This window comes from Bacillus sp. (in: firmicutes) (assembly GCA_017656295.1).
In the GTDB taxonomy this organism is placed as follows: domain Bacteria; phylum Bacillota; class Bacilli; order Bacillales; family JACDOC01; genus JACDOC01.
In genome coordinates this window covers 1-20,787 of sequence record JACDOC010000009.1, presented here as the reverse complement: position 1 = coordinate 20,787, position 20,787 = coordinate 1, and the positions used below count along the sequence as shown (strand labels likewise).

The window sequence follows — 20,787 nt, the reverse complement described above, 5'->3', positions numbered from 1 at the left end:
ATATGAATCTTTTTATGATACCTTTTCGTATACTAGTAATTAAACGAAAGGGGGATGGATATGATCGTATCAACGACTCATACACTTCAAGGAAAGAAAGTGGAACGGTACTTAGGGGTCGTTTCTGGAGAAGCGATTATGGGTGCAAACGTCGTGCGAGACTTTTTAGCTTCGGTAACGGATGTAATTGGAGGACGTAGCTCTTCTTATGAAAATAAGCTAGCTGAAGGCCGAGAAATTGCGCTACGCGAAATGCAAGAAAAAGCCCAACGGCTGGGTGCAAATGCAGTAATCGGGGTGGACCTTGATTTTGAAACACTTCGCGATGGCATGATGATGTGTGTAGCTACGGGCACGGCCGTTTACATGAAAGATGAAGAATAACCAATAAATGTTCCAAAAAAGGGGATCTGTTTAGCTCCCCCTTTTTATTTTTCATCTTCAATATAATCATCGTACCGATTATACTTTTCCAGTTCTGTCCGCAATTTTTCCATTTGCTTTCCAAGCCAAATCATATCCTCCATGGTCGGAGCCATGTATCCATTCCACACATCTTCTATATTTTTTTGCTCCTTCATCTTTTTCCCTCCTTCTCTGTTATCATTCCCTCGTGAAATGGAAATCGTACGATGAAAAGGAAGGAAAAAGACTGCGTAATCGCAGCCTTCCCTGATAACAATTTATCGGTTTAATAAACTTCCTACATATTGGAGCAACTCGTTCGCTGACGTCGAATTGTAGCCATATTCATCAATTAAACGAGCTACGACTTCGTTAACTTTCTTCAGTTGTTGTTCATCAGGCGTCTTGGTGGACGTTGTAATTTTTACGACATCTTTTAAATCAGCAAACAATTTCTTTTGAATCGCTTCTCTTAGACGATCATGCGAATTGTAGTCAAATCGTTTTCCTTTGCGTGCATAGGCCGAGATACGGATTAAAATTTCTTCCCGGAACGCTTTTTTTGCATTTTCAGAAATACCAATTTGCTCTTCAATCGAACGCATTAATTTTTCATCAGGATTAATTTCTTCTCCAGTTAACGGATCGCGGAGCTTCGCCTTGTTACAATAAGCTTCCACGTTGTCTAAGTAGTTATCCATTAACGTTTTTGCAGACTCTTCATAGGAGTAGACGAACGCTTTTTGTACTTCTTTTTTCGCAATTTCGTCGTATTCTTTACGTGCAAGTGAAATAAAGTTCAAATATTTTTCTTTGAGCTCTTGCGTAATAGAAGGATGTTGGTCTAATCCTTCTTTTAGTGAACGCAATACATCTAGGGCGTTTATGGAATGTATTTCTTTTCGGATAATCGTAGAAGAAATTCGGTTAATCACATATCGTGGGTCAATACCGCTCATTCCTTCATCTGGATACTCTTTTTTCAATTCTTCTACGTCAGTCGAATTAAACCCTTCGACACTTTCTCCGTCATACAGGCGCATCTTCTTAATTAAATCAATATCGCCCCGTTTCGGTTCTTTTAGACGAGTTAAGATGGTAAACATCGCTGCCACGCGCAACGTATGCGGAGCAATATGCACATCCGCTACATCGCTTTCTTTAATCATTTTTTCGTAAATTTTTTCTTCATCTGATAACTTTAAGTTATACGGAATCGGCATAACAATGATCCGTGAATGAAGCGCTTCATTTTTTTTATTGGAAATAAACGAACGATACTCGGTTTCATTCGTATGGGCGACAATGAGCTCATCCGCTGAAATAAGTGCAAAACGTCCAGCTTTAAAATTTCCTTCTTGTGTAAGCGAAAGCAAGTGCCATAAAAACTTTTCATCACATTTTAACATTTCTTGGAATTCCATAATTCCTCGGTTTGCTTTGTTTAGCTCACCGTCAAATCGATATGCTCGAGGATCGGATTCAGATCCGTACTCAGCAATCGTTGAAAAGTCAATACTGCCTGTTAAATCGGCAATATCTTGTGATTTTGGATCAGATGGACTAAATGTTCCAATACCGACACGTTTATCTTCTGAGAAGAAAATACGTTCAACCATGACATCTTCAATACGTCCGCCATACTCTTGTTCCAAACGCATCATGTTTAATGGTGATAAATTCCCTTCGATTCGCACCCCGTACTGTTTGTAAAAATCATCACGTAAATGATGTGGAATCAAATGGAGTGGGTCTTCATGCATCGGACATCCTTTAATTGCGTAAATCGCTCCTCGATCCGTTCGTGTATACGCCTCTAGGCCACGCTTTAACAACGTAACTAACGTTGACTTACCGCCGCTCACTGGCCCCATTAATAGTAAAATGCGTTTCCTGACATCGAGTCGTTTCGCTGCTGGATGAAAATATTCTTCCACTAAACGTTCCAACGCTTCTTCCAAACCGAACAATTGTTGACTAAAAAATTTGTATCGTTTTTTTCCATCAACTACTTCGTATCCGGCATCTTTGATCATATTATATACCCTTGAATGCGCCGACTGTGCAACCCACGGCTTTTGTTTGACAATCTCTAAATATTGAGCAAACGTGCCTTCCCATTTCAATCTTTCTTCGTTTTCACGAAATTGTTCAATCCTTTTTAAAATATCCATGAGGACCTCCCCCTGAGCCTTATTGAGCAACGATTATTACAATATTTATGCGGGGAGTTGGCTAATGATGATTAATCAAGACAAGGATTTTCGAATAATAACATTGTCACCGAATTGCCAGAAAAAAATCATGAGACATCATTCACACTGCTTTCCCTTTTGGATATAATAAAAATAGTGTTCGTTTGTCCTAATGAAGAAAAAGGAGGCTTACATACATGGGTACATTCTTAATTTTAGGTGTATGTGTAGCGTTTCTTGCTGCGATTTTCACAGCAGGTTACAACGACAAACCAGGTGTTCATAAGTAAATGAACTCGAGCTGCTGAATGAATCAGCAGCTTAATTTTTTATGTCAAGGACATTTTGCGCTTAATACTCTTATTTTTAGGCTCTACCCAGAAATAACTGTGGATAACTTTTGTTTTGATTTTTAGCAAGTTATTCACACGGCGGCGACTCCAGCGGGAACAAGAAGCCGCAAGACCCATACTTGAGCATAGCGAGGGAAGCGGCTTGCGGCTTGCCCGCGGAAAGCGTCCGCCACAAGCGTAATGTATAAATATCATCAGTATCATTTAACAGACATTCATGCCAATTGCCATTGGCACATCGATGAATAAAATTACACAATGAAATATAACATAGCCTATTTTTAAAATTTTCCCTTATTTCTCAGATTTTTTTCAATAAAACTGCATATTTTGCTCTTAAAACTTCAAAATTTACTCTAAACGGTTCACTTTCTCGTAAATTCCTCATTTTTCTCACAAAAAAAGACCGCCTACTAAAGAAGCGGTCATTACTTTACATTCGGAAACCCTTGCTGACGCAACGCTTCGTATACAAGAATCGCAGCCGTATTCGATAAGTTCAACGAACGTACGTTATCGTTCATTGGAATGCGCAGGCATCGTTCTTTATTCGAAGCTAGTACGTCTTTCGGAAGTCCTGTCGTTTCTCGGCCAAAAATAAAGTAAATATCTTTTTTAGAATCGCTGTAATCATAAGATGTATGATCGCGCTCACCAAATTTCGTTAAGAAATAAAAATCGCCACCGGCATTTTTTTCAAAAAATTCGTCTAACGAATCGTAGTAGACGACATTAACGTACTTCCAATAGTCTAATCCCGCACGACGAAGCATTTTATCATCCGTTGAAAAACCTAATGGACGAATTAAATGTAAAGTTGTATCAGTAGCAGCACACGTCCGGGCAATGTTCCCAGTGTTGGCAGGTATTTCTGGTTGGTATAAAACTACATGTAATGGCACAACTGTTCACCTCATCTAAAAAACTCTATTTGCCATTATACCACTCTTTTGAAGGAGGACAAGCTTTTCACGGATGATCAACGATTGAAAAGAATTTGTACTGAATATTTGGGGTATAGGCGCTGGAATCTTCATACGACCAATACCGTAACCGACTGTTCGTGGTATGCGCATTAACGAGCGGCATACCGTATGCATCTTTTCCAGTCACAATCGTGTTATGATCATACCGGCCGTCCCCTTGAAAGTCGTAACAGATGACATCTCCTAGTAATAACTCATCCGGACTATATACTTCTTTTGCTTTTAAACCGACCGTCGAGTGGGTCAAATACAGCCTTAAGGAATTAGCGACACTCCAACTATAGCTCCAATTGTTATGCATCATCCACCAGCCACGCCCACGATTCGGATATCCTCGCATCGGTGCTCCCCCAGCATGCAAACACTGGGATATATAATTGGTGCAGTCCACTTCAAACTGTTTATAGGCCGGATTGTACGAATCCCACCAACGTTCGGCATATTGAACCGCTTTTTGCCGATCATAGGTATAAGGATAGGATACCCGTTCGTCTGAAAAAACATCAATCGCATCATGGTTCTCTTCATACACCACGTCTACTTCTCGGTCATCCACTAATTTTTTTTCTGCAAAGGTTGCGATTCTTGACTCGATTTCTTCCTCTATATAAAACAAATCAAGTTGTTTTACTAAATACGTCAGCTGCGTTTGATATAACACTTCCGTATGGTCCCCGTGTTCTACAGTTTTTTTGATCCACCCTTTTCCGATCACCTTCACAATTTCAGCATTTCGTTTTGAAGCTAGTTCTTTTTTGCGCTCTATTTTCGGACAAACAACATCCCGGTCATTTAATACACATTGGTCGAGCCGACATTGTAAATATTTTTGCAGTTGCTCTTTCATACACCCCACCCTCCTCTTTCCATCCTATGAACGGAGAAGCAGGTTCAATCCTTTTTAAAAGTATTGAATTTGGATCAGTCATAATTATTCTTGATTGCACGCTTGTCCTTCTATTTTACAATTTTAGACATTTGTTTTGCAGTTTCAGGCATCTGTTTTGCAGTTTCAGCTTTTTGGCTTGCACTATAAAAAAACGGAGTGAAGGTCACTCCGCTTCAAAAAAAGCTAATCCTTTTTCAATTTCAGCTAACACATCCGGATCTTTCTCCCGCTCTTTTGCTTCTAGTAACGCTTCGTACGCTTCGTTACCACCGATTTTCCCTAACGCCCAAGCTGCCGTCCCCCGAATCACCGGACGTACATCGGATCGCATGACGTTAATCAGTTCCCCAACGGCCGCTTCCTCTTTATAATGAGCTAGCGCTAAAATGGCATTCCGTTGAATCGGCTTCTTTCCGCGCCATGCCCCAGAAATGTGGCCGAACTTTTCTTTAAATTCGCGATTAGAAATCGAAAGAAGCGGCAGCAGCCTTGGCTTAGCAATTTCAGGATCCGGTTCCATCTCTTCATGGAGATGAAAATCCTTTCCTTTATTTTTCGGACACACCGTTTGACACGTATCACATCCGTACAAACGATTCCCGATTTTGTCACGGAATTCGTCTGGCAAAAACCCTTTTGTTTGGGTTAAAAAGGCGATGCACCGCTGCGCATTTAATTGTCCAGGTCCCACTAACGCTCCTGTTGGACAGACGTCTAAACATTTGGTGCATTCTCCGCATTGTTCCTCCATCGGCTCATCCGGCTCAAGCGGCAAATTGGTAATCATTTCTCCTAAATAAACGTAAGAACCAAACTCCGGCGTAATAATGGAACAATTTTTCCCGCTCCAGCCAATACCCGCTCGTTCTGCGACGGCTCGGTCGACTAACTCACCGGTATCCACCATCGAACGGCATACAGCATCTGGTACTTTTTCTTTAATAAATTGTTCCAGTTTATCTAACCGATCTTTTAGTACGACATGATAATCGGTTCCCCAAGATGCACGGCAAAAAATCCCACGTCGGTCCCCTCGCTTGCTTCGGGGAGCGTTTTTCATTTTGGACGGATACGCTAACGCAATTGAAATAATCGAACGCGGCTCTTCAAAAATGAGGGATGGATCGACCCGTTTTTCGATATCTTTTTCTTCAAATCCTGACTGATATCCTAACTCTTGTTGCCGAATCAAGCGATTTTTCATTTCGGTAAACGGATCTGGAGCAGCAAAACCGATTTTATCAATGCCAATCGTCCGGCTATAAGCAATAATTTCTTCTTTTAATTGTTGCCAATCCATCAATATCCCTCCTTTCTATTTCTAATACCATCATTCGGTATGATAAACTAACAGTACATTACACTGGATAGGGGTGAATGAAATGAACGTAACAGTTGATTCTGCTATTACTGAACTCGTTCCTACCTTTAAAATTGGTGTCATTCATTACGAGGGCATTCAAGTTGGAAAGTCCCCGCAAATGCTGCGTGGGCGTTTGCAGCTTTTCCAGGAATCCATCTTTTTTGATTTAGAAGAAAAACCAGTAACGGCGTTCCCAGGCATACAAGAATGGCGTCAACTATTTAAAACGTTTGGAAAAGACCCGAACCGTTATCGTCATTCGGCAGAAGCTTTATACCGTCGCATTAAAAAACAAAATTATTTAACGAGCGTCAACTCAACTATCGATGTTAACAATTTCTTTTCGTTAAAATATGAAACACCAATCGGTATCTATGATAAAGACCATATTAAAGGTGACGTCATCTTACGAATTGGTAAAGACGGTGAAGAATACATAGGATTAAACGGTAGAAGCAACTCGCTCGACGGCTTACTCGTTTCATGTGATGCCCTCGGGCCATTTGGCAGTCCGTTTGTCGATTCCGATCGAACACCGGTGACCGAAACCACCACATCTGCTTTACAAATTATCTATCTTCGCCCTTCTTTATCTAAAGAAGAGAGTGAAAAACTCACAAAATCATTAATGGACATGTTTCTCCAAATTCATGGAGGAACAGGTACGTTTGAAGTCATTGGGAAATAACCAATGGCTTTCTTCATTTTATCCGTATATAATCAAAAAACGCAATGCTTCGTTCATTTCGAAACGAAACACTGCGTTGAATACGAATATGTATGGAGCGGGTGATGGGAATCGAACCCACGACATCAGCTTGGAAGGCTGAGGTTTTACCACTAAACTACACCCGCACATTTGTCGAATGTTATCTCTTTCTGTCGAAGACATTTTTTATTATATTAACATCACTTAAAAATTGCAACAGCTTTTTTTAATTTTTTTTAAGAATTTGTGACAGCGTAAATATTAGCTTCACAAAAACGTCTGACCTTTACAAAATATTATGTAAAAATAATGCTACCATCAATTTGTTTTGGAGACAAGAGGAAACATTTGTGACTATTGTTAAATAGAACCCCTAAAAAGAAAAAAGATCATTCCCCATAGGAAATGACCTTTTCATTTTATATAGGATCTTTTAAACGATACTGTTTATATTTATATTTCGCTGCAGGCGGACGCTTTCCGCGGGCAAACCGCTAGCCGCTTCCCTCGCTACACTCAAGTAACGGTCTTGCGGCTTCTTGTTCCCGCTGGAGTCGCCGCCGTGTGAACAACTTGCTAAAAATCAACAATGAAGTATAACATAACCTTTATATAAAATCATCTTTGACAGTTAGTAAGAATTCGTTGCTTCTTCTTCGGTTGATAGGGATAGTCCCATCGCCTCTACCAATTGCTTGGCTTGCTGTAATGAAGCTTCCGCTTGCTGTTGCCACCATTGGATGGCTTGAATAAATGGCTTTATATCCGAGTTGGCATGTTCTTCCATCACTTTAAGTCCTTCTCGAACGTGTTGATCTTGTTTCTCCGCATTACGGATACAGGCAATCAGTGTCTTCACAATGGATTGTTGCTGTTCACCATTAACTAACCGTTGAGCTGAGCCGACCGTTGTTACTCGATGGTAGGAAGCAGGAACCAAGTGTGTATGCATTTCATTATTTCCCTGCAAGTCTTTCGTTTCTGGAATATGATAAAGTTGCGAACTCATCGAACAAACCATACTTTCCGCATATAAACTTTGCTGAAGAAGATGCAGTATATTAGTCCAACCGTTCACCCGGTAAACATAGTAAGGATACACAAACTTCACTCCTCCCATATAAATGAGCCTTCTTATCATATGGTTATGACTTTAATGAATCAATCATGATGAATTTCCTCTTTTAATAGCAAAGAAATAATTATTACCAAGTTATTCTATAATCTCTTTTGTTTGAAAAAGAAGGACATAGGGGACTTTAATAGTGAAAAAAGGAGGAGATACCACATGGCAAAAGAACAACTGATGGACATTGTCAATAAACAAATTGCGGATTGGATAGTCCTATACGTCAAGTTGCATAATTACCATTGGTACGTTAAGGGACAACAATTTTTTGTGTTACATGCCAAGTTTGAGGAACTATATAACGAAGCCGCTCTCTATATTGATGAACTAGCTGAACGCCTACTCGCCCTCAATGGAAAACCAGTTGCCACCATGAAAGAATGCTTAGAATTGTCTTCCATCCAAGAAGCAAAAGGCAACGAAACGGATGAACAAATGGTACAACAATTGTATCAAGACTTCTTATCGATGTTAGAAGACTTAGCAAAAGGATTAGAGTTAGCAGAGGAAACAAATGACGAAGCAACGGGAGATATGCTTCTAGGTATACACAAAAGCCTTGAAAAACACAACTGGATGCTTAAATCGTTTCTCGGTCAATAATTACCGTAAAAGAAGAAAGGACAACCCCTTTCTTCTTTTTGTTTACCACGAATACGAATTTTATTTCGCTACATACGTTGCCAATGCTTTTTGAACATCATAAATACTTTTATCTTTTTTAAATTGCTTCGTAATCGGTTCTGAGTTACTGGAAATCCAAATTTTTAACTCTGCATCTAAATCAAAAGTTCCTGCTGTCTCCACACTGAAATGAGTAATACTTTTATAAGGAATGGAATGATATTCTACCTTTTTACCAGTTACGCCCTGCTTGTCAATTAATATCAATCGCTTATTTGTAAAAACAATTAAATCACGGATCAACTTATACGCTTTTTCCACACGTTCCTCTTCAGTTACAATCTTTTCCAATTCCTTTTTAACCTCTTCAATATTCGCTTCGGAAACATTGCCCATTAACCCGTCTAATATTCCCATGCACAGACCTCCTTCATTAAACGATTTCATCATTCTTAATTTATTCTGAAAATAATTTATAGATTCTCAATTTTTTGTATCTATAAATCACTTATATACAAACGAGCGGAATTTCTAATTATTTCCCTATAAAAAAACCATGACCGATGTAGGCATGGCTATAAATTAAACGATTAGTCTACTAAGTTCGATTTTTTCTTTTTGTATTGTTTCATTATTCCTCAATCATTGCCACGTGACTCTTTTTTATAAGGAGTATAGATGCAGTACGTATTTTTCCCCTTGCGTTTAGCCTCATATAAGGCTGAATCCGCTTCTTTAATTAATGAGTTTTTATGTTTGTTTTCCCCTTTATAAAAAGCAATACCAATGCTTGTTGTAAGTTTTAATTGAATACTTCCAATATCAAATGGTACTTCCATTGCCTTAATCATACGATCAGCGACCTTTAATGCATCTTCTTTTGTTTTTATATTGGTAAGTAGTACTTGAAATTCATCTCCTCCCATTCGTGAAACCATATCCCCTTCTCGGAGATTACTTTTTAAGCGTTGTGCAAATTGCTGTATAACTTTATCGCCAGCGTGATGACCGTAAGTATCGTTTACTAGTTTAAAGCCATCACAGTCTAAAACGAAAACCGCTAACAGTTTTTTATGTCGCCTTGTCGCTTTCATCGCTTTAGACAGTAGTTTATCAAATAACCGACGATTGGGTAGATTCGTAAGTGAATCATGATACGCCAATCGTTTTAACTTCTTTACTTCTTTCTTTCGTTCACTTATATCTCGTGACATAAAAACGATTTGATGGACTTGACCACTCTCATTCAAGATAGGCGTCCCTAAAGCTTCTAACCAAACCGTCTCTTTATTTTTGCTATACCGCCGAAATTCCATTGATTGTGTCGTTTTCGTTTGAACGATGTCCTCTAATGTTTTTTGAATATGGACCATATCGTCATGATGAACAAACGCCATAAATGATTTGTTTTTTATAAATTCGGGTTGCACACCGAGAATCTTTTCATGAGAAGGTGACGCGTATAATATGATTCCTTTTGAGGTGACAACAGTGATCAAATCCGTAGAATAGTCAGCAATTTGTTTAAATCGTTGCTCACTCTCACGAAGTTGTTTTTCTACTTCCTTTAGCTTAGAAATATCTTTATAAACCGCAACGCCGCCAATCATTTGTCCATTTTCCATGATGGGGGAATAAGAAGATAATGTATGAATGATTTTTCCACTCTTTGTCATACGTTTCGATTCAAGATTGTTAACGCTCTCTCCTTTTTGAATCAGTCGTAATACATCGTTAAATTCCTCTTCATAACCATTAGGTAAAATGGAAATCGTTGAATCATTTAAAAGTTCTTCTTCTGTCCAACCAAATAGTTTCGTGAAACTTGGATTGACTTTTACAAAGTTTCCATATTGATCGAACGTACACACCGCATCCGCCGCATGATGAAAGATGAGCTCTAGTTCGTTTTCCTTTTGTTTCCGATCCGTAATATCTCGAGTAACTGCAATGATATACTCACAGTCGCCCTTTTTGTTAAATAAAGGGGAAACCGTCGATTCATACCACCGATACGTATTTGCAGATATTTCAAACTGGTCTTCGTAAGTGACTGGTTGTTTTTGACGAATCGCCTCTTGATAATGGTAAATGATGTTTTTGGCATTATGTGCCCCCACCACTTCCTCAATCGTTTTTCCAATGAAGTTTTTTGGGAAACGGAGCTGATCGATAGCCGCTTTATTAACATCTTCATAACAAAAGGAGCCATCTTTTTTTACTGAAACGAAAAATACCATTTCTAAAATATTGTCAAGAATCATCTTCATATGCTCGTATTTTTTGATGATGGAATTCATGGCAGCTCACCTCAGATGTCAATATGAGCCTATTATTGGTTACCGTTTCATTAGCTCTTTTAACAAAACTATCAAATAAATGTGATAATCATCAATAAACAATTTATTCCAATACAAAACTTCTAGACAACTGCATTTCCTCTATATTGAGCTATTGAAATTGTCTAATGGTTGTCTTTGGGTGTCCTAATTTTAACTAAAGCTGGCGTTAGATGAAGAAGGAATATATATCTTGTGAAAAGCGAGAAGTTCAATAACATATGGCAACATGTTAAGACATCAGAGGAGAGGATAAATATGAAAAAGAAAATTTTTATCTCATTAGCAATCAGTACCAGGAAGTAATTGCTGCCACAATAGCCTTGAAGGTGGAGTTCTTGATCGTGCATTAAGCAACGTTGACAAAGGTTATGGTGTTTATTTTCGATTTACTGGAATAGGTGGAGTTCCACCAGGATCTGTTTTACAGGTGTTTTTTTAATAAGACTAAATATGCAGCTTTAGCAACTTTTTTACATGGTTTTTTTAAAATAAAAAAGTGTCAAAGGAAATACTAAAATGGTTCCAACCAATATAAAGATAAATCCGTTTAATGAGTTGCTAAATACACCCTAATCAAAAAGGACAGTAATAATAAATATATAAATAATACTTATTAAATAGGAAATATAGCCACTTTTAATCTTTATTAATTTTTTTCTCTCATCATTTGGTTCGTCAGTGGAGAATAACATACATTCCTACCCGTTAGCTAACCATGAAACGATAATTCACCGTGGATGATAGAAGTTAATTCGTTCTTTTATGGGAGTTTAATTACTACTGTAAAGGAGCGTTTCTGTTTACAAACATTTTAATGGTTTCTGCAAATAATTCCGGTTCCTCATGGTGCGGCATATGAGATGAGTTACTAAAGTATACACTCGTCAATTGAATTTGGAAGTTGACCTAAAATTATAATGGTTTGCGCATTTGACGGTAAATATCTCTCATACCCATAGCTTCATATAACTGAATAGCATGATTATTAAATGACCATACATTTAATCCTAATTCTTCCGCATTTTGTTCCCTGGCCCATTCCTCGCAAGCTTGAAACAACTTTTTGCCAAGTCCTCTTCCACGCCAGTTTTGATGGATACAGAAGTCTGAGATAAAAGCAGTTCGCTTTTCCCGTAAATGAGGTGCGACATTTGTATTTATTAAACGGATTAATGCAAAACCTATTACATTAGAGCGTCCTCAATCACTAAAACACAGCATGAGCTGTTTTCTATAAAGCCTTGCCAATCAGATTCCTTACAATTTATCTATCTTTTTAAAGAAATCAGGCGATTGTTCCAGATGAAATTCATGATTTTGCATGCTTAGTGTTTGTAATGCTTCAATATCGTGTTGAATAGCTTGACGTATATTCACTCGGTCTCCCCCCCTTTTTCAATATGTAAAAGCGTTGGTTAACAATAAATCAGTTATTATCAGTTTTTTTTGTCCTTTTATATGTCTTCTTTAACTAAGATAAGATACCCATTAAGTTGAGTAAGATGAGAACTATTATCCCTTTAACGTCTTTGAATATATGATAGGAGCTTTGACACATTTGTTATTTTCATAAACTAACTCAATTAAAGCAATCTTATTTATCTTCCCATGTATAGTTCCATTTCTTTTTGAGCAATAACTGAATGCCTCGGTTAATTTCTCATGAGATAGCCTATTTGCAATAGTGCAATGAGGTATCCATTTGCCAGGCAAATACAACGAATTGGGATTATCATTGAACTCTTTAAAGTATTCATGGTGATTAAAATGAAATTCAATCAGTTCTGTTGTTACAGTTGGTAAGAAAAATAAGGTTCCAGAACTTAAAAATGAGCCTATTGAACTAAATGTAATATCGACATTAGTTTTATCATCATATAATTTATCCATTAGCCTTATAAATTCGCTTTTATTTAAATCATTGTAACTGGCTATTGTAATGTGTGGTCTTCTATCCTCCACTTCCTCTGCATAAAAGGAAATTGATTTTTCACTCAACTCTTTCCATATATCTTTAATAATTTGTTCTGTCTTTTCATCGAATAAAGCTATAACCCCATACATACTTTTTAATCTCCATCCAAAAAACAATTTCCTTCTTCCACTATCCTGCCCCTAGCCAACCATGAAACGGGCTTCACCACAGATAATGAAATTTTATTCTTCCATGGGAGACAACCATTCGGCATCTATACGGCACCATCAGGAGGATGAAAATACTAATTTTCAGGATAGCTGAGTAAGCAATAAAAACTAAAATCATGTGTCTTTGATTATGTTCTTCCAGTAGTTCCAAGCTTTTAGATAGTCCTCTAAATCATTTGGATGATGTCTAATACATGTTGCTAATCTGAGATATAACCCAATAAGCACTTCTTCATATAATAGTTGTTCACTTTTGTTCCCTTTAATTATCAAATGACTTGCTGCTGAATTTATCGTTTCTTTAGTTAAATCATCTGGTGAAGAACAAAACGCATAGATTAAATCATAAAGGGGTTCTCCAAAAACAGGAGTTGGATCAATCACCCCACATAACTGTCCCTCATTAAAAATAAAATTATGTACACCACAATCCCCATGTAATAAAAATGGTTCTCTGTTAAAACTATTTCTATTTGGACTTTTCACAAGTTCAAGTACAATATTTAAATCATCTTTTTCTAAGTGTGAATCTAAAATCTTATTTGCTTCAATAACCCTATTCAAAAGAAAACCTTGCCACGAATCTGTTGGTTCATTTGCCCATCCCCAGCCAACGGAATGAGGAACGGTCTTATAATTATTTATAAGGCGTTGCACAAGCGCCTTAAGTATTTCCTTTTTATTTTTTCTAACATAGTTTGTAGAACCAGAAATGAATGAATAAACTATGTAATTATATGATTGCCCAACATACAGAAGTTTAGGTAATAGATTTACGTCCTTATAAAAGTCAAGAAAATATGCCTCTGATTCAAGAACTTGCGGTTCATTCAACTTAACGACATATTTGGCGTTATCACTGTTACCAAGAAGGTATAAATTACTTATAGTTCCTCCATTTAACTGTTTATACTCAATGGTATTTGAATGAATGATTTTTTTATTGACTAATTCTTTAATTATCTCTTGAATGTCCATAATTTCTCCGCCTTCCATCAAATAATGCCTTATTAAACTATCCTGTCCCGTTTGTTGAATAAGAAAAACGGCTTCCTATACCACCGATAATGAATTCTCGAACATGTTAGCCACCATGCCTCGCTTCGCGGCATCATAGATGATGGAAGTTTATTCGTTCTTCCATGGTAGTTGAACCAGAGGGTGGGAAGTTATTAAAATGCTAAAAGCCATCTCAATTGTGTTTTTTGTATTCCGAACTATTGGTAACGGTGGTAGTTCGTTTTCAGCAAAGAACTCAACTGCACTTGTTTCTATGCCTTCCATTGGTTTGACCACCAATTATTTCGCATTGGATAAACATCATTTTATAAACATGAAAAGGGGAGGGAGGATGCGGGTGACACTTATTATCAAATACAGCTAACAATTTGATAGCTTTTACATCAAACCCTGCAACAACTTTTGTAACATATATCCATAACCTATCTTACAGAATTCAACAATCTATGCTATTATCCCTTTTCTAAAAGACTTCTCTTTAGCCAATTACGGAATTTTTCACCTATGCCATTTTTACCTTTATCAATATGTGATATTGGTTTAGGAAGATCATTGAAAAAAGTCACATTCATTTTTATCCATCGATCAATTTGTTCTGCAAAGTCTAGTATTGTTTCACCACGTTTATATAGTGATTCATCTTGAACACGATATGTATGTATATGAGCTTGTTCCTTGAAGTACCATCTATTGAGTGTTTCAGATAGTATAGATATTGTAGCTCCGCTAGGCTTTTTCATCAATTTATCAATATCCTCATCATCGTATGCTACAAAGATATGTATTTCATCGTTAGACGTAATCTTTCTTAGTGCTGTTCTATGTATCATTTGGAGTATTTCTGCATTATCCGAACTCATCGATATATCAACATCATTTCCGTAAAAGGCAATAGCAATCTTTTTATAATGATCTGCATTCATTTTAGGTAAGCTAGTCAAATATAATGCTTTTCGGTCTTTTAATTCATTTTTCCCCGTCGTGTTCAATAAGTTTATTGGGGTTTGGTTGCCACATTCGATTTCTCCTCAAATAACTTTCGATCATTATAATTTTGCACTTTTTTAAATTTAAATCCTTTGTATTGTTGAAAGGTTAATTCTGCTGTTCCATCGAGTACAAGTATGTTCAGGCCTAATTTAGAATAATCAATTCTTTCGGATACAATAATCTTCCTTCCTACTTTTTTTCTAATTTGATAGTCATCGATTCTTCCTGCCCCATCTTCTTTAAGCAATTTTTCAAAATGCTTTATTTGTTTTAAAGACTCGTTTTTCGATTTATTATCCTCATGACTTTTCATTTTAGTATTGTCTCTTTAAGTTTTTTCGTATGTATAGAATTGTCATTTTCATCAATGAGAGATGTTGTTACACTTGATTGATTCTCTGCTAACTGCCTTGCAACCAATGTCGTGATATAGCTTTTGTACATTTGAGATTCATACACATTCAGTACTAATGGTTCCGCTAAATCATTGAACCATTTCAAAACATTATCAGTGTCATCAATATCAAATACACTACTATTCACAAAGAAGGTTTTTCATCAATAATTAACAATCTATGCCGCTTACAGACAAAGTTTTTTTCGTTTAATTTTTCATATATACTCCATCCATCAGTTCGATACTGTTCCCACCCTTATATGTTTGAAGGTTCCCATATCCTAAAAAAAGAGTGTCTAATCGTGAATGTGTGATAATAACTATCTGATGATAAGGAACATATGGTTCCACTTCCTGCTTATTATTATGATTTACAATTACAATACATCCCTTTTTAAAATTGTTTAGTGACATAGGATTGCCTACTACCTTAACCAAAAATCTGAGCAGCGATACCATAGAGTGTATCATTTCTTGGTGGCAATTGGATTGAATTTTTGACCATTACAGGAGGTTGGTTCACTTTATTAAATCCACATTTCTCTAAATACGTGATGAATGATTCCTGTCCGTCTGGTACATCAATTCTTAACTTCCCTTGGTATCCTCTTGCAAGGTGTTCTATGATGTATGTTGCTACATCATCGTTAATTGCTACAATAGGTCCAAGTATTAAATTAATTGGCCCTTCAATACTCAATCCATACCCCACTATATCCCCATTATTATTTCTAACTACTACTCCTTGTTTAGCTTGTTGGATTCTAAATTTAAGAAACGAGCTTCTGTCAGCGCCAATCGCGGATTGGTCCAGCTCTTGAACTTGAGAGAAGTGGGAATCAGTTAATGGAATTATTTCGTATTCTTTATTTTCGTGGTCTGAGTAAAGAGGCATATAGTTGTCACTTAAAAACTTATGTACATAAGTAACCGTTTGAAATCCTAATTTTTCATACAGGGGTTTTCCCTCTTTAGTAGCAATTAGCATAATAGTCGTTTCATTAGGTACTGAGTTGATACAAGCCTGAGTCAGCTCCTTGCCTAACCCATTCCCTCTGTAGTTTTCGTTAACAATTACCATTCCGATAGAAGCCAACTTATTGTCATAAGGAATAATAGCTGCACTGGAAATAATATCTCCTTGTTCATTTTTATGTCCATATACTATACCTACCGACATGATTGTATTGATTTCTTGTTCATCATAATCCCAATCAACCGATGCTGAAAGAGCAATAAGTTCAGGTGTATCTTTTTTATTCAATCTATGCATTTGAAATCGTGTTTGGCTCCACATGAAATAAACACCTCAATTTCTCTATTGTTCTTTATTTGCTAAACAACTCTATTTTACCAATTACATACGGAACGATTGGATAAATTGTACAAATGAATAGGTTGGATTATTTAATTACCCTGCCTATTAGTACAATAAAAAGACTTTACTCCTTATTGAAGTAAAGCATCCATTTTCTTTCCTCAGCAATTTGATGTCTTTCATCGGATTGCTTTTTATGAGATTTCGCCTTTCTAAAAAGTTAAAAAACGCCCTCACTGCTCTCAAACGAGAATTGATATTGACTGTCTTGAGACCTTTTTCTTTCATGTACATAATGACATTTCGCTTAATGGTTTCTCCTGTCCATTCACCTACACGTAATTCGATTTCTTGTTCTTTTAGTAGTTTTACAAATGCATTTAGCTCACTGCGGTAATATTTAATCGTATGTTCTCTTAAATTCCTCAATTCGCAATCCTCAATAAATATCTCTAACAATTCATCGAACGTGTATTCAATTTCCACGATGTCGTCAGATATTAGCAATAGCTTTTCAGGACTCAGCTCTCCTCGTCTCTCCCTCTTGCTCTTTCTCTGCAATTTTCTCTCATTTTCCATTCTTTTCACTGTTCATTTCACCTCACCGAACACGATTGTACGCACACGATTTTTCCTTCTTGAATCGTATTCGGTATAAAAAAAGGGTTCCCACGTTTGTGAGAACCCTTGATCCTAAAACCTTTTCCCTATTTTCGATGCCGATGGTGGGAGTCGAACCCACACTCCACAAGGGAACACGATTTTGAGTCGTGCGCGTCTGCCAATTCCGCCACATCGGCACGTTTTTGTTGGTATTAACAACGAATTATTCAGTTAGACGATCACTTTTCAAGGTATGTTACTACAAGTCGTGCGTGTCTGTCGACAATGAATAATATAACACGGACGCAAACGTAAGTCAATCTGTTTTTTAATCTATCACCTAAATTTTGGGCAGCAATCCTTGTTTTTATTTCAAGGGAACTTATGCATAAGTTTTATGACTTGAGATGAGAACAACCTATGTTGACGGCAGAAATGTTATATTTGTTCATTTTTCAACCATTCAAGGTGAAGGATTAAATCATTAATTAGATTAACAGTAACATTAGTTATACTTGAGGGAAACCGTGGCCTCAAGAAAAATCTAACAAACATTGGTTACTGAACGCAATCACTTCGGTAGCATCACTTTTTATGTTAAACAGAAAGAATTAAAAATCTGAAATCACACAGTTTCGGTTTAATGAACCATTATACCTTTGATATTTCTATTTTATTTATCAATTGCAAAAGGAGACGTACTGTAAGAGATAAAAGAAAGATGGTTACGTACGAGTGCATCCAGGTCCATGAATGGTATGTAATTAAATCGGTATATTTTTCACAAATGACCTCAATTATCGTTAATCCAGCGGTATACAATGCACATTGTAGAACAATGCCTAGAAATCTTGAATGTACAGTTGTTTGATAGAAGTAAACACACATAATGGGATAAAGAATATATTCAAAAAGAAGACTTGCATCGAAATATTTACTTAAAAACCTTACAGGGTATTCAACCATTTTTTCTTCTACAACAACAACCCCAATAAATGATGAAAAATAAGCTTTCATTAAGAAAATTAAAATCGTGTTTTTCATAAGGAGTGGTTTTCTTAAACTGAAAATAAATAATCCAATTCCAATGATTAATAAACACCACAATAATATTCTGTCCATTGAATCATGTATTCTCCCATCGTTAAATTTTTTCTTCCAACCGTATATCTGAAGGCATTTCCGAGTAAATCTCTCCAAAATACATTTTTCATCTATCTCATTGAAAAAAATCTACAAATAGCTTCTTTAGTTTCATAAATTGAATTTGGGCCATATCTTTATTGGTTCCTAAATATGAACATTCCACAAAGCATAGGAATAATCATTACCAATCCTACGGTTAAAGTGGGGATGGCTAGTTTCGGTGCATATATTGCACTCAACTCTCCCAGGAAACCGGCAATGATAAATGGAATAGCGGTCTTTGACTTGTCAGCATTAGGTTTTGCATAATACCAAGCATCCCATACTACATAAACATAAAATCCAGGGTAAAATAACATGAATTGAAAATTTGTCACATCTATAGCCTGTTGGTGGAATCCATTAAAATCAAGATAAATGGCATGGTTTATATGTCCAAATATATTATCAAAGTGTTCAACTATTAAAAAGAAGACACCTTTCAAGAACTGACCATTATAAATTTGTCCGAATCCGGGCATAAGAATGGAAAATAAAGCAGCAATATTTCTCATACTATCTCCTTACATTCTTACCATTTAAATAATTTTTATTTGTATAAAATTCCTTACCTTAGTTTTCCTTATTTTATCCATTTTTATGTAAATAAAGATTTTAATGCTTCTCTGAAGCCAAAAAATTGATTTATCTCCTATAGTTCAACTTCTGAACAAAATAAAAAACCCCTTTCCGTTTTCTAACCTTGCATTAACAAATTTGCGAAGTTGAAACAGAAAGAGTTGCGTAATTGTCGTAGCGTACTATTCTTAACTGATATACATGTTAAATTCAACGTTTGGTGGATACGCAAAAAGCTATTTGAGTCATGCGCGTCTACCAATACCGCCACATCGGCAATTCAGCTTATTCAATTCATGGGAACTAACAAGAAATATCAAATCACAGTTTTAAACAGTTTTAAAATATCGTCAACTATAATCAATCAAAGTAAAATTGATTTCACTTCTATAATCAGCTTTTTCAAACAATTTTTAGCCACTCTGTCCATAAATTCATTAGACATTAAGAAAAGGTTCTGGATACCTCACAGTCCCCTGAATTCCTTTAAATGCATTGGGTTGTAGTTCATAAACCATAAACGCCTCATCTGGAACGTCAAATGGTGGAAAGATCCCTTTTGTACTTGCCTTTATAAAACCAAACTTTGAGTAATATTCAGGGTGACCTAAGACAATAACCGAATGGTATCCTAATTCCTTACATCGCTTTAATCCTTCTTTTATTAACGCAGAACCTACGCCTTTTTTTTGATAACTCGGTTTAACTGCCATTGGAGCTAAAGCTAAAGATGGAATAGATCCATTTTTGGTTTCAATAGAAATCTCACTAAATAAAATATGTCCTATAATTTCACGTGTATCCGTTTCAGTAACTAATGAGAGCTGAGGAATAAAAGATCTGGATTTTCTAAGTTCCTCAATCAATTGGGATTCATTATTCCGTCCAAAAGCTAGGTTATTAACTTCTTTAATGGCCATACAATCTTGTGCCGTTTCTTGTCTTATGTGATACATAGATCTCACCCTAGTCTATGAAAAGAGAGTCACATATGGAAATTGATTTACGATTTTGTACGCTGATTTGCTCATAAATTAGTATTTTTACTCTTAAATTTTAAGTTTTTTCTCATAACTGAGCAAACATTTCCCATAAATTTCATAATTTTGCTCATAATTTCGTCATTTTTACTCATAAATACTATATTTTTCCCATAAAATATTTTTTCTCAAATAAGTACACCATACCTTTTCATGATAATGATATTATAGTTTAAATTGAGGGTATGTTAAAGCAGAATTTTGGACAACAATTGGTCAAATTTATATGTAATCATTTGTAATGTTGTTTCAAGTATGTAAAAAAGCATTTACGATGCTATTTCGTAAATGCTTTTAATTTTATGATAAAATAAAAAAACTTCCATTTTTCATGGAAGTTGCCGTTTTATGTATGTTGGAGGCGGCAACCGGATTCGAACCGGTGATAAAGGTTTTGCAGACCTCTGCCTTACCACTTGGCTATGCCGCCTTATATTGTTTGGAGCGGAAGACGGGATTCGAACCCGCGACCCCCACCTTGGCAAGGTGGTGTTCTACCACTGAACTACTTCCGC

At 36.4% G+C, this 20,787-nt stretch carries 21 protein-coding genes, 4 tRNA genes and 1 pseudogene; 3 read left to right on the top strand and 23 right to left on the bottom strand.

The window, feature by feature from the left end; all coding sequences use genetic code 11:
* The first annotated feature begins 60 nt into the window (after nucleotides 1-60).
* Complete coding sequence (locus tag H0Z31_09370) at nucleotides 61-384, top strand: YbjQ family protein (protein MBO8177645.1); 324 nt, start codon at nucleotides 61-63, stop codon at nucleotides 382-384.
* Between the two features lie 44 nt (nucleotides 385-428).
* On the opposite strand, the gene H0Z31_09365 is transcribed toward H0Z31_09370, so the two are convergent.
* From H0Z31_09365 to queG, 5 genes are all read right to left on the bottom strand, one after another.
* The gene (locus tag H0Z31_09365) at nucleotides 429-581 is read right to left on the bottom strand and encodes a hypothetical protein (protein MBO8177644.1); all 153 of its coding nucleotides are present in this window, start codon (nucleotides 579-581) and stop codon (nucleotides 429-431) included.
* A 102-nt stretch (nucleotides 582-683) separates the two neighbouring features.
* Entirely contained in the window at nucleotides 684-2,579 is a 1,896-nt protein-coding gene (locus H0Z31_09360) for a PrkA family serine protein kinase (GenBank protein MBO8177643.1), read from the bottom strand.
* Nucleotides 2,580-3,381: 802 nt separating this feature from the next.
* Nucleotides 3,382-3,855 (bottom strand): tRNA (uridine(34)/cytosine(34)/5-carboxymethylaminomethyluridine(34)-2'-O)-methyltransferase TrmL, encoded by a 474-nt coding sequence (gene trmL, locus H0Z31_09355; protein MBO8177642.1) that lies wholly within the window; start codon nucleotides 3,853-3,855, stop codon nucleotides 3,382-3,384.
* A gap of 67 nt (nucleotides 3,856-3,922) precedes the next feature.
* Nucleotides 3,923-4,786 (bottom strand): amidase domain-containing protein, encoded by an 864-nt coding sequence (locus H0Z31_09350; protein MBO8177641.1) that lies wholly within the window; start codon nucleotides 4,784-4,786, stop codon nucleotides 3,923-3,925.
* Nucleotides 4,787-4,991: 205 nt separating this feature from the next.
* Nucleotides 4,992-6,128, bottom strand: coding sequence for a tRNA epoxyqueuosine(34) reductase QueG (gene queG, locus H0Z31_09345; protein ID MBO8177640.1), 1,137 nt, complete (start codon nucleotides 6,126-6,128; stop codon nucleotides 4,992-4,994).
* An 82-nt stretch (nucleotides 6,129-6,210) separates the two neighbouring features.
* Here queG and H0Z31_09340 point away from each other — a divergent pair, with 82 nt between their 5' ends.
* Nucleotides 6,211-6,879: a B3/4 domain-containing protein gene (locus tag H0Z31_09340; GenBank protein MBO8177639.1), complete on the top strand. Its 669-nt coding sequence runs from the start codon at nucleotides 6,211-6,213 to the stop codon at nucleotides 6,877-6,879.
* A gap of 93 nt (nucleotides 6,880-6,972) precedes the next feature.
* Here H0Z31_09340 and H0Z31_09335 read toward each other — a convergent pair.
* Nucleotides 6,973-7,046 (bottom strand) — tRNA-Gly (locus H0Z31_09335).
* 485 nt (nucleotides 7,047-7,531) lie between these two features.
* A complete protein-coding gene (locus H0Z31_09330) occupies nucleotides 7,532-8,002 on the bottom strand; it encodes a hypothetical protein (GenBank protein ID MBO8177638.1) in 471 nt (156 codons plus the stop codon).
* Between the two features lie 186 nt (nucleotides 8,003-8,188).
* Between H0Z31_09330 and H0Z31_09325 the strand changes: the two genes are divergently transcribed.
* Complete coding sequence (locus tag H0Z31_09325; GenBank protein ID MBO8177637.1) at nucleotides 8,189-8,632, top strand: DNA starvation/stationary phase protection protein; 444 nt, start codon at nucleotides 8,189-8,191, stop codon at nucleotides 8,630-8,632.
* A 60-nt stretch (nucleotides 8,633-8,692) separates the two neighbouring features.
* Here the strand turns inward: H0Z31_09325 and H0Z31_09320 are convergent, their stop codons facing one another.
* From H0Z31_09320 to H0Z31_09245, 16 genes and pseudogenes are all read right to left on the bottom strand, one after another.
* Nucleotides 8,693-9,070 carry a PH domain-containing protein gene (locus tag H0Z31_09320; GenBank protein ID MBO8177636.1) on the bottom strand — a complete coding sequence of 126 codons (378 nt, stop codon included), beginning with the start codon at nucleotides 9,068-9,070 and terminating at the stop codon, nucleotides 8,693-8,695.
* A 221-nt stretch (nucleotides 9,071-9,291) separates the two neighbouring features.
* Nucleotides 9,292-10,953 (bottom strand): PAS domain S-box protein, encoded by a 1,662-nt coding sequence (locus H0Z31_09315; GenBank protein MBO8177635.1) that lies wholly within the window; start codon nucleotides 10,951-10,953, stop codon nucleotides 9,292-9,294.
* Between the two features lie 954 nt (nucleotides 10,954-11,907).
* Complete coding sequence (locus tag H0Z31_09310; protein MBO8177634.1) at nucleotides 11,908-12,180, bottom strand: GNAT family N-acetyltransferase; 273 nt, start codon at nucleotides 12,178-12,180, stop codon at nucleotides 11,908-11,910.
* A gap of 327 nt (nucleotides 12,181-12,507) precedes the next feature.
* Nucleotides 12,508-13,059, bottom strand: a complete 552-nt coding sequence (locus H0Z31_09305; protein MBO8177633.1) for a 2'-5' RNA ligase family protein — start codon at nucleotides 13,057-13,059, stop codon at nucleotides 12,508-12,510.
* A gap of 195 nt (nucleotides 13,060-13,254) precedes the next feature.
* Nucleotides 13,255-14,118 (bottom strand): phosphotransferase, encoded by an 864-nt coding sequence (locus H0Z31_09300; protein ID MBO8177632.1) that lies wholly within the window; start codon nucleotides 14,116-14,118, stop codon nucleotides 13,255-13,257.
* Between the two features lie 150 nt (nucleotides 14,119-14,268).
* Nucleotides 14,269-14,554 (bottom strand): annotated as a pseudogene (locus H0Z31_09295) (ADP-ribose pyrophosphatase).
* 58 nt (nucleotides 14,555-14,612) lie between these two features.
* Nucleotides 14,613-15,101 (bottom strand): hypothetical protein, encoded by a 489-nt coding sequence (locus H0Z31_09290; protein MBO8177631.1) that lies wholly within the window; start codon nucleotides 15,099-15,101, stop codon nucleotides 14,613-14,615.
* 53 nt (nucleotides 15,102-15,154) lie between these two features.
* Entirely contained in the window at nucleotides 15,155-15,463 is a 309-nt protein-coding gene (locus tag H0Z31_09285; protein MBO8177630.1) for a hypothetical protein, read from the bottom strand.
* Between the two features lie 514 nt (nucleotides 15,464-15,977).
* The gene (locus H0Z31_09280) at nucleotides 15,978-16,844 is read right to left on the bottom strand and encodes a GNAT family N-acetyltransferase (GenBank protein ID MBO8177629.1); all 867 of its coding nucleotides are present in this window, start codon (nucleotides 16,842-16,844) and stop codon (nucleotides 15,978-15,980) included.
* A 126-nt stretch (nucleotides 16,845-16,970) separates the two neighbouring features.
* A complete protein-coding gene (locus H0Z31_09275; protein MBO8177628.1) occupies nucleotides 16,971-17,372 on the bottom strand; it encodes a phage integrase N-terminal SAM-like domain-containing protein in 402 nt (133 codons plus the stop codon).
* Between the two features lie 210 nt (nucleotides 17,373-17,582).
* Nucleotides 17,583-17,665: transfer RNA gene (locus H0Z31_09270), tRNA-Leu, on the bottom strand.
* 454 nt (nucleotides 17,666-18,119) lie between these two features.
* Nucleotides 18,120-18,590: a hypothetical protein gene (locus H0Z31_09265; GenBank protein ID MBO8177627.1), complete on the bottom strand. Its 471-nt coding sequence runs from the start codon at nucleotides 18,588-18,590 to the stop codon at nucleotides 18,120-18,122.
* 158 nt (nucleotides 18,591-18,748) lie between these two features.
* A complete protein-coding gene (locus H0Z31_09260) occupies nucleotides 18,749-19,168 on the bottom strand; it encodes a hypothetical protein (protein MBO8177626.1) in 420 nt (139 codons plus the stop codon).
* Nucleotides 19,169-19,669: 501 nt separating this feature from the next.
* Nucleotides 19,670-20,188, bottom strand: coding sequence for an N-acetyltransferase (locus H0Z31_09255; GenBank protein ID MBO8177625.1), 519 nt, complete (start codon nucleotides 20,186-20,188; stop codon nucleotides 19,670-19,672).
* A 440-nt stretch (nucleotides 20,189-20,628) separates the two neighbouring features.
* Nucleotides 20,629-20,702: transfer RNA gene (locus H0Z31_09250), tRNA-Cys, on the bottom strand.
* 10 nt (nucleotides 20,703-20,712) lie between these two features.
* Nucleotides 20,713-20,787 (bottom strand) — tRNA-Gly (locus H0Z31_09245).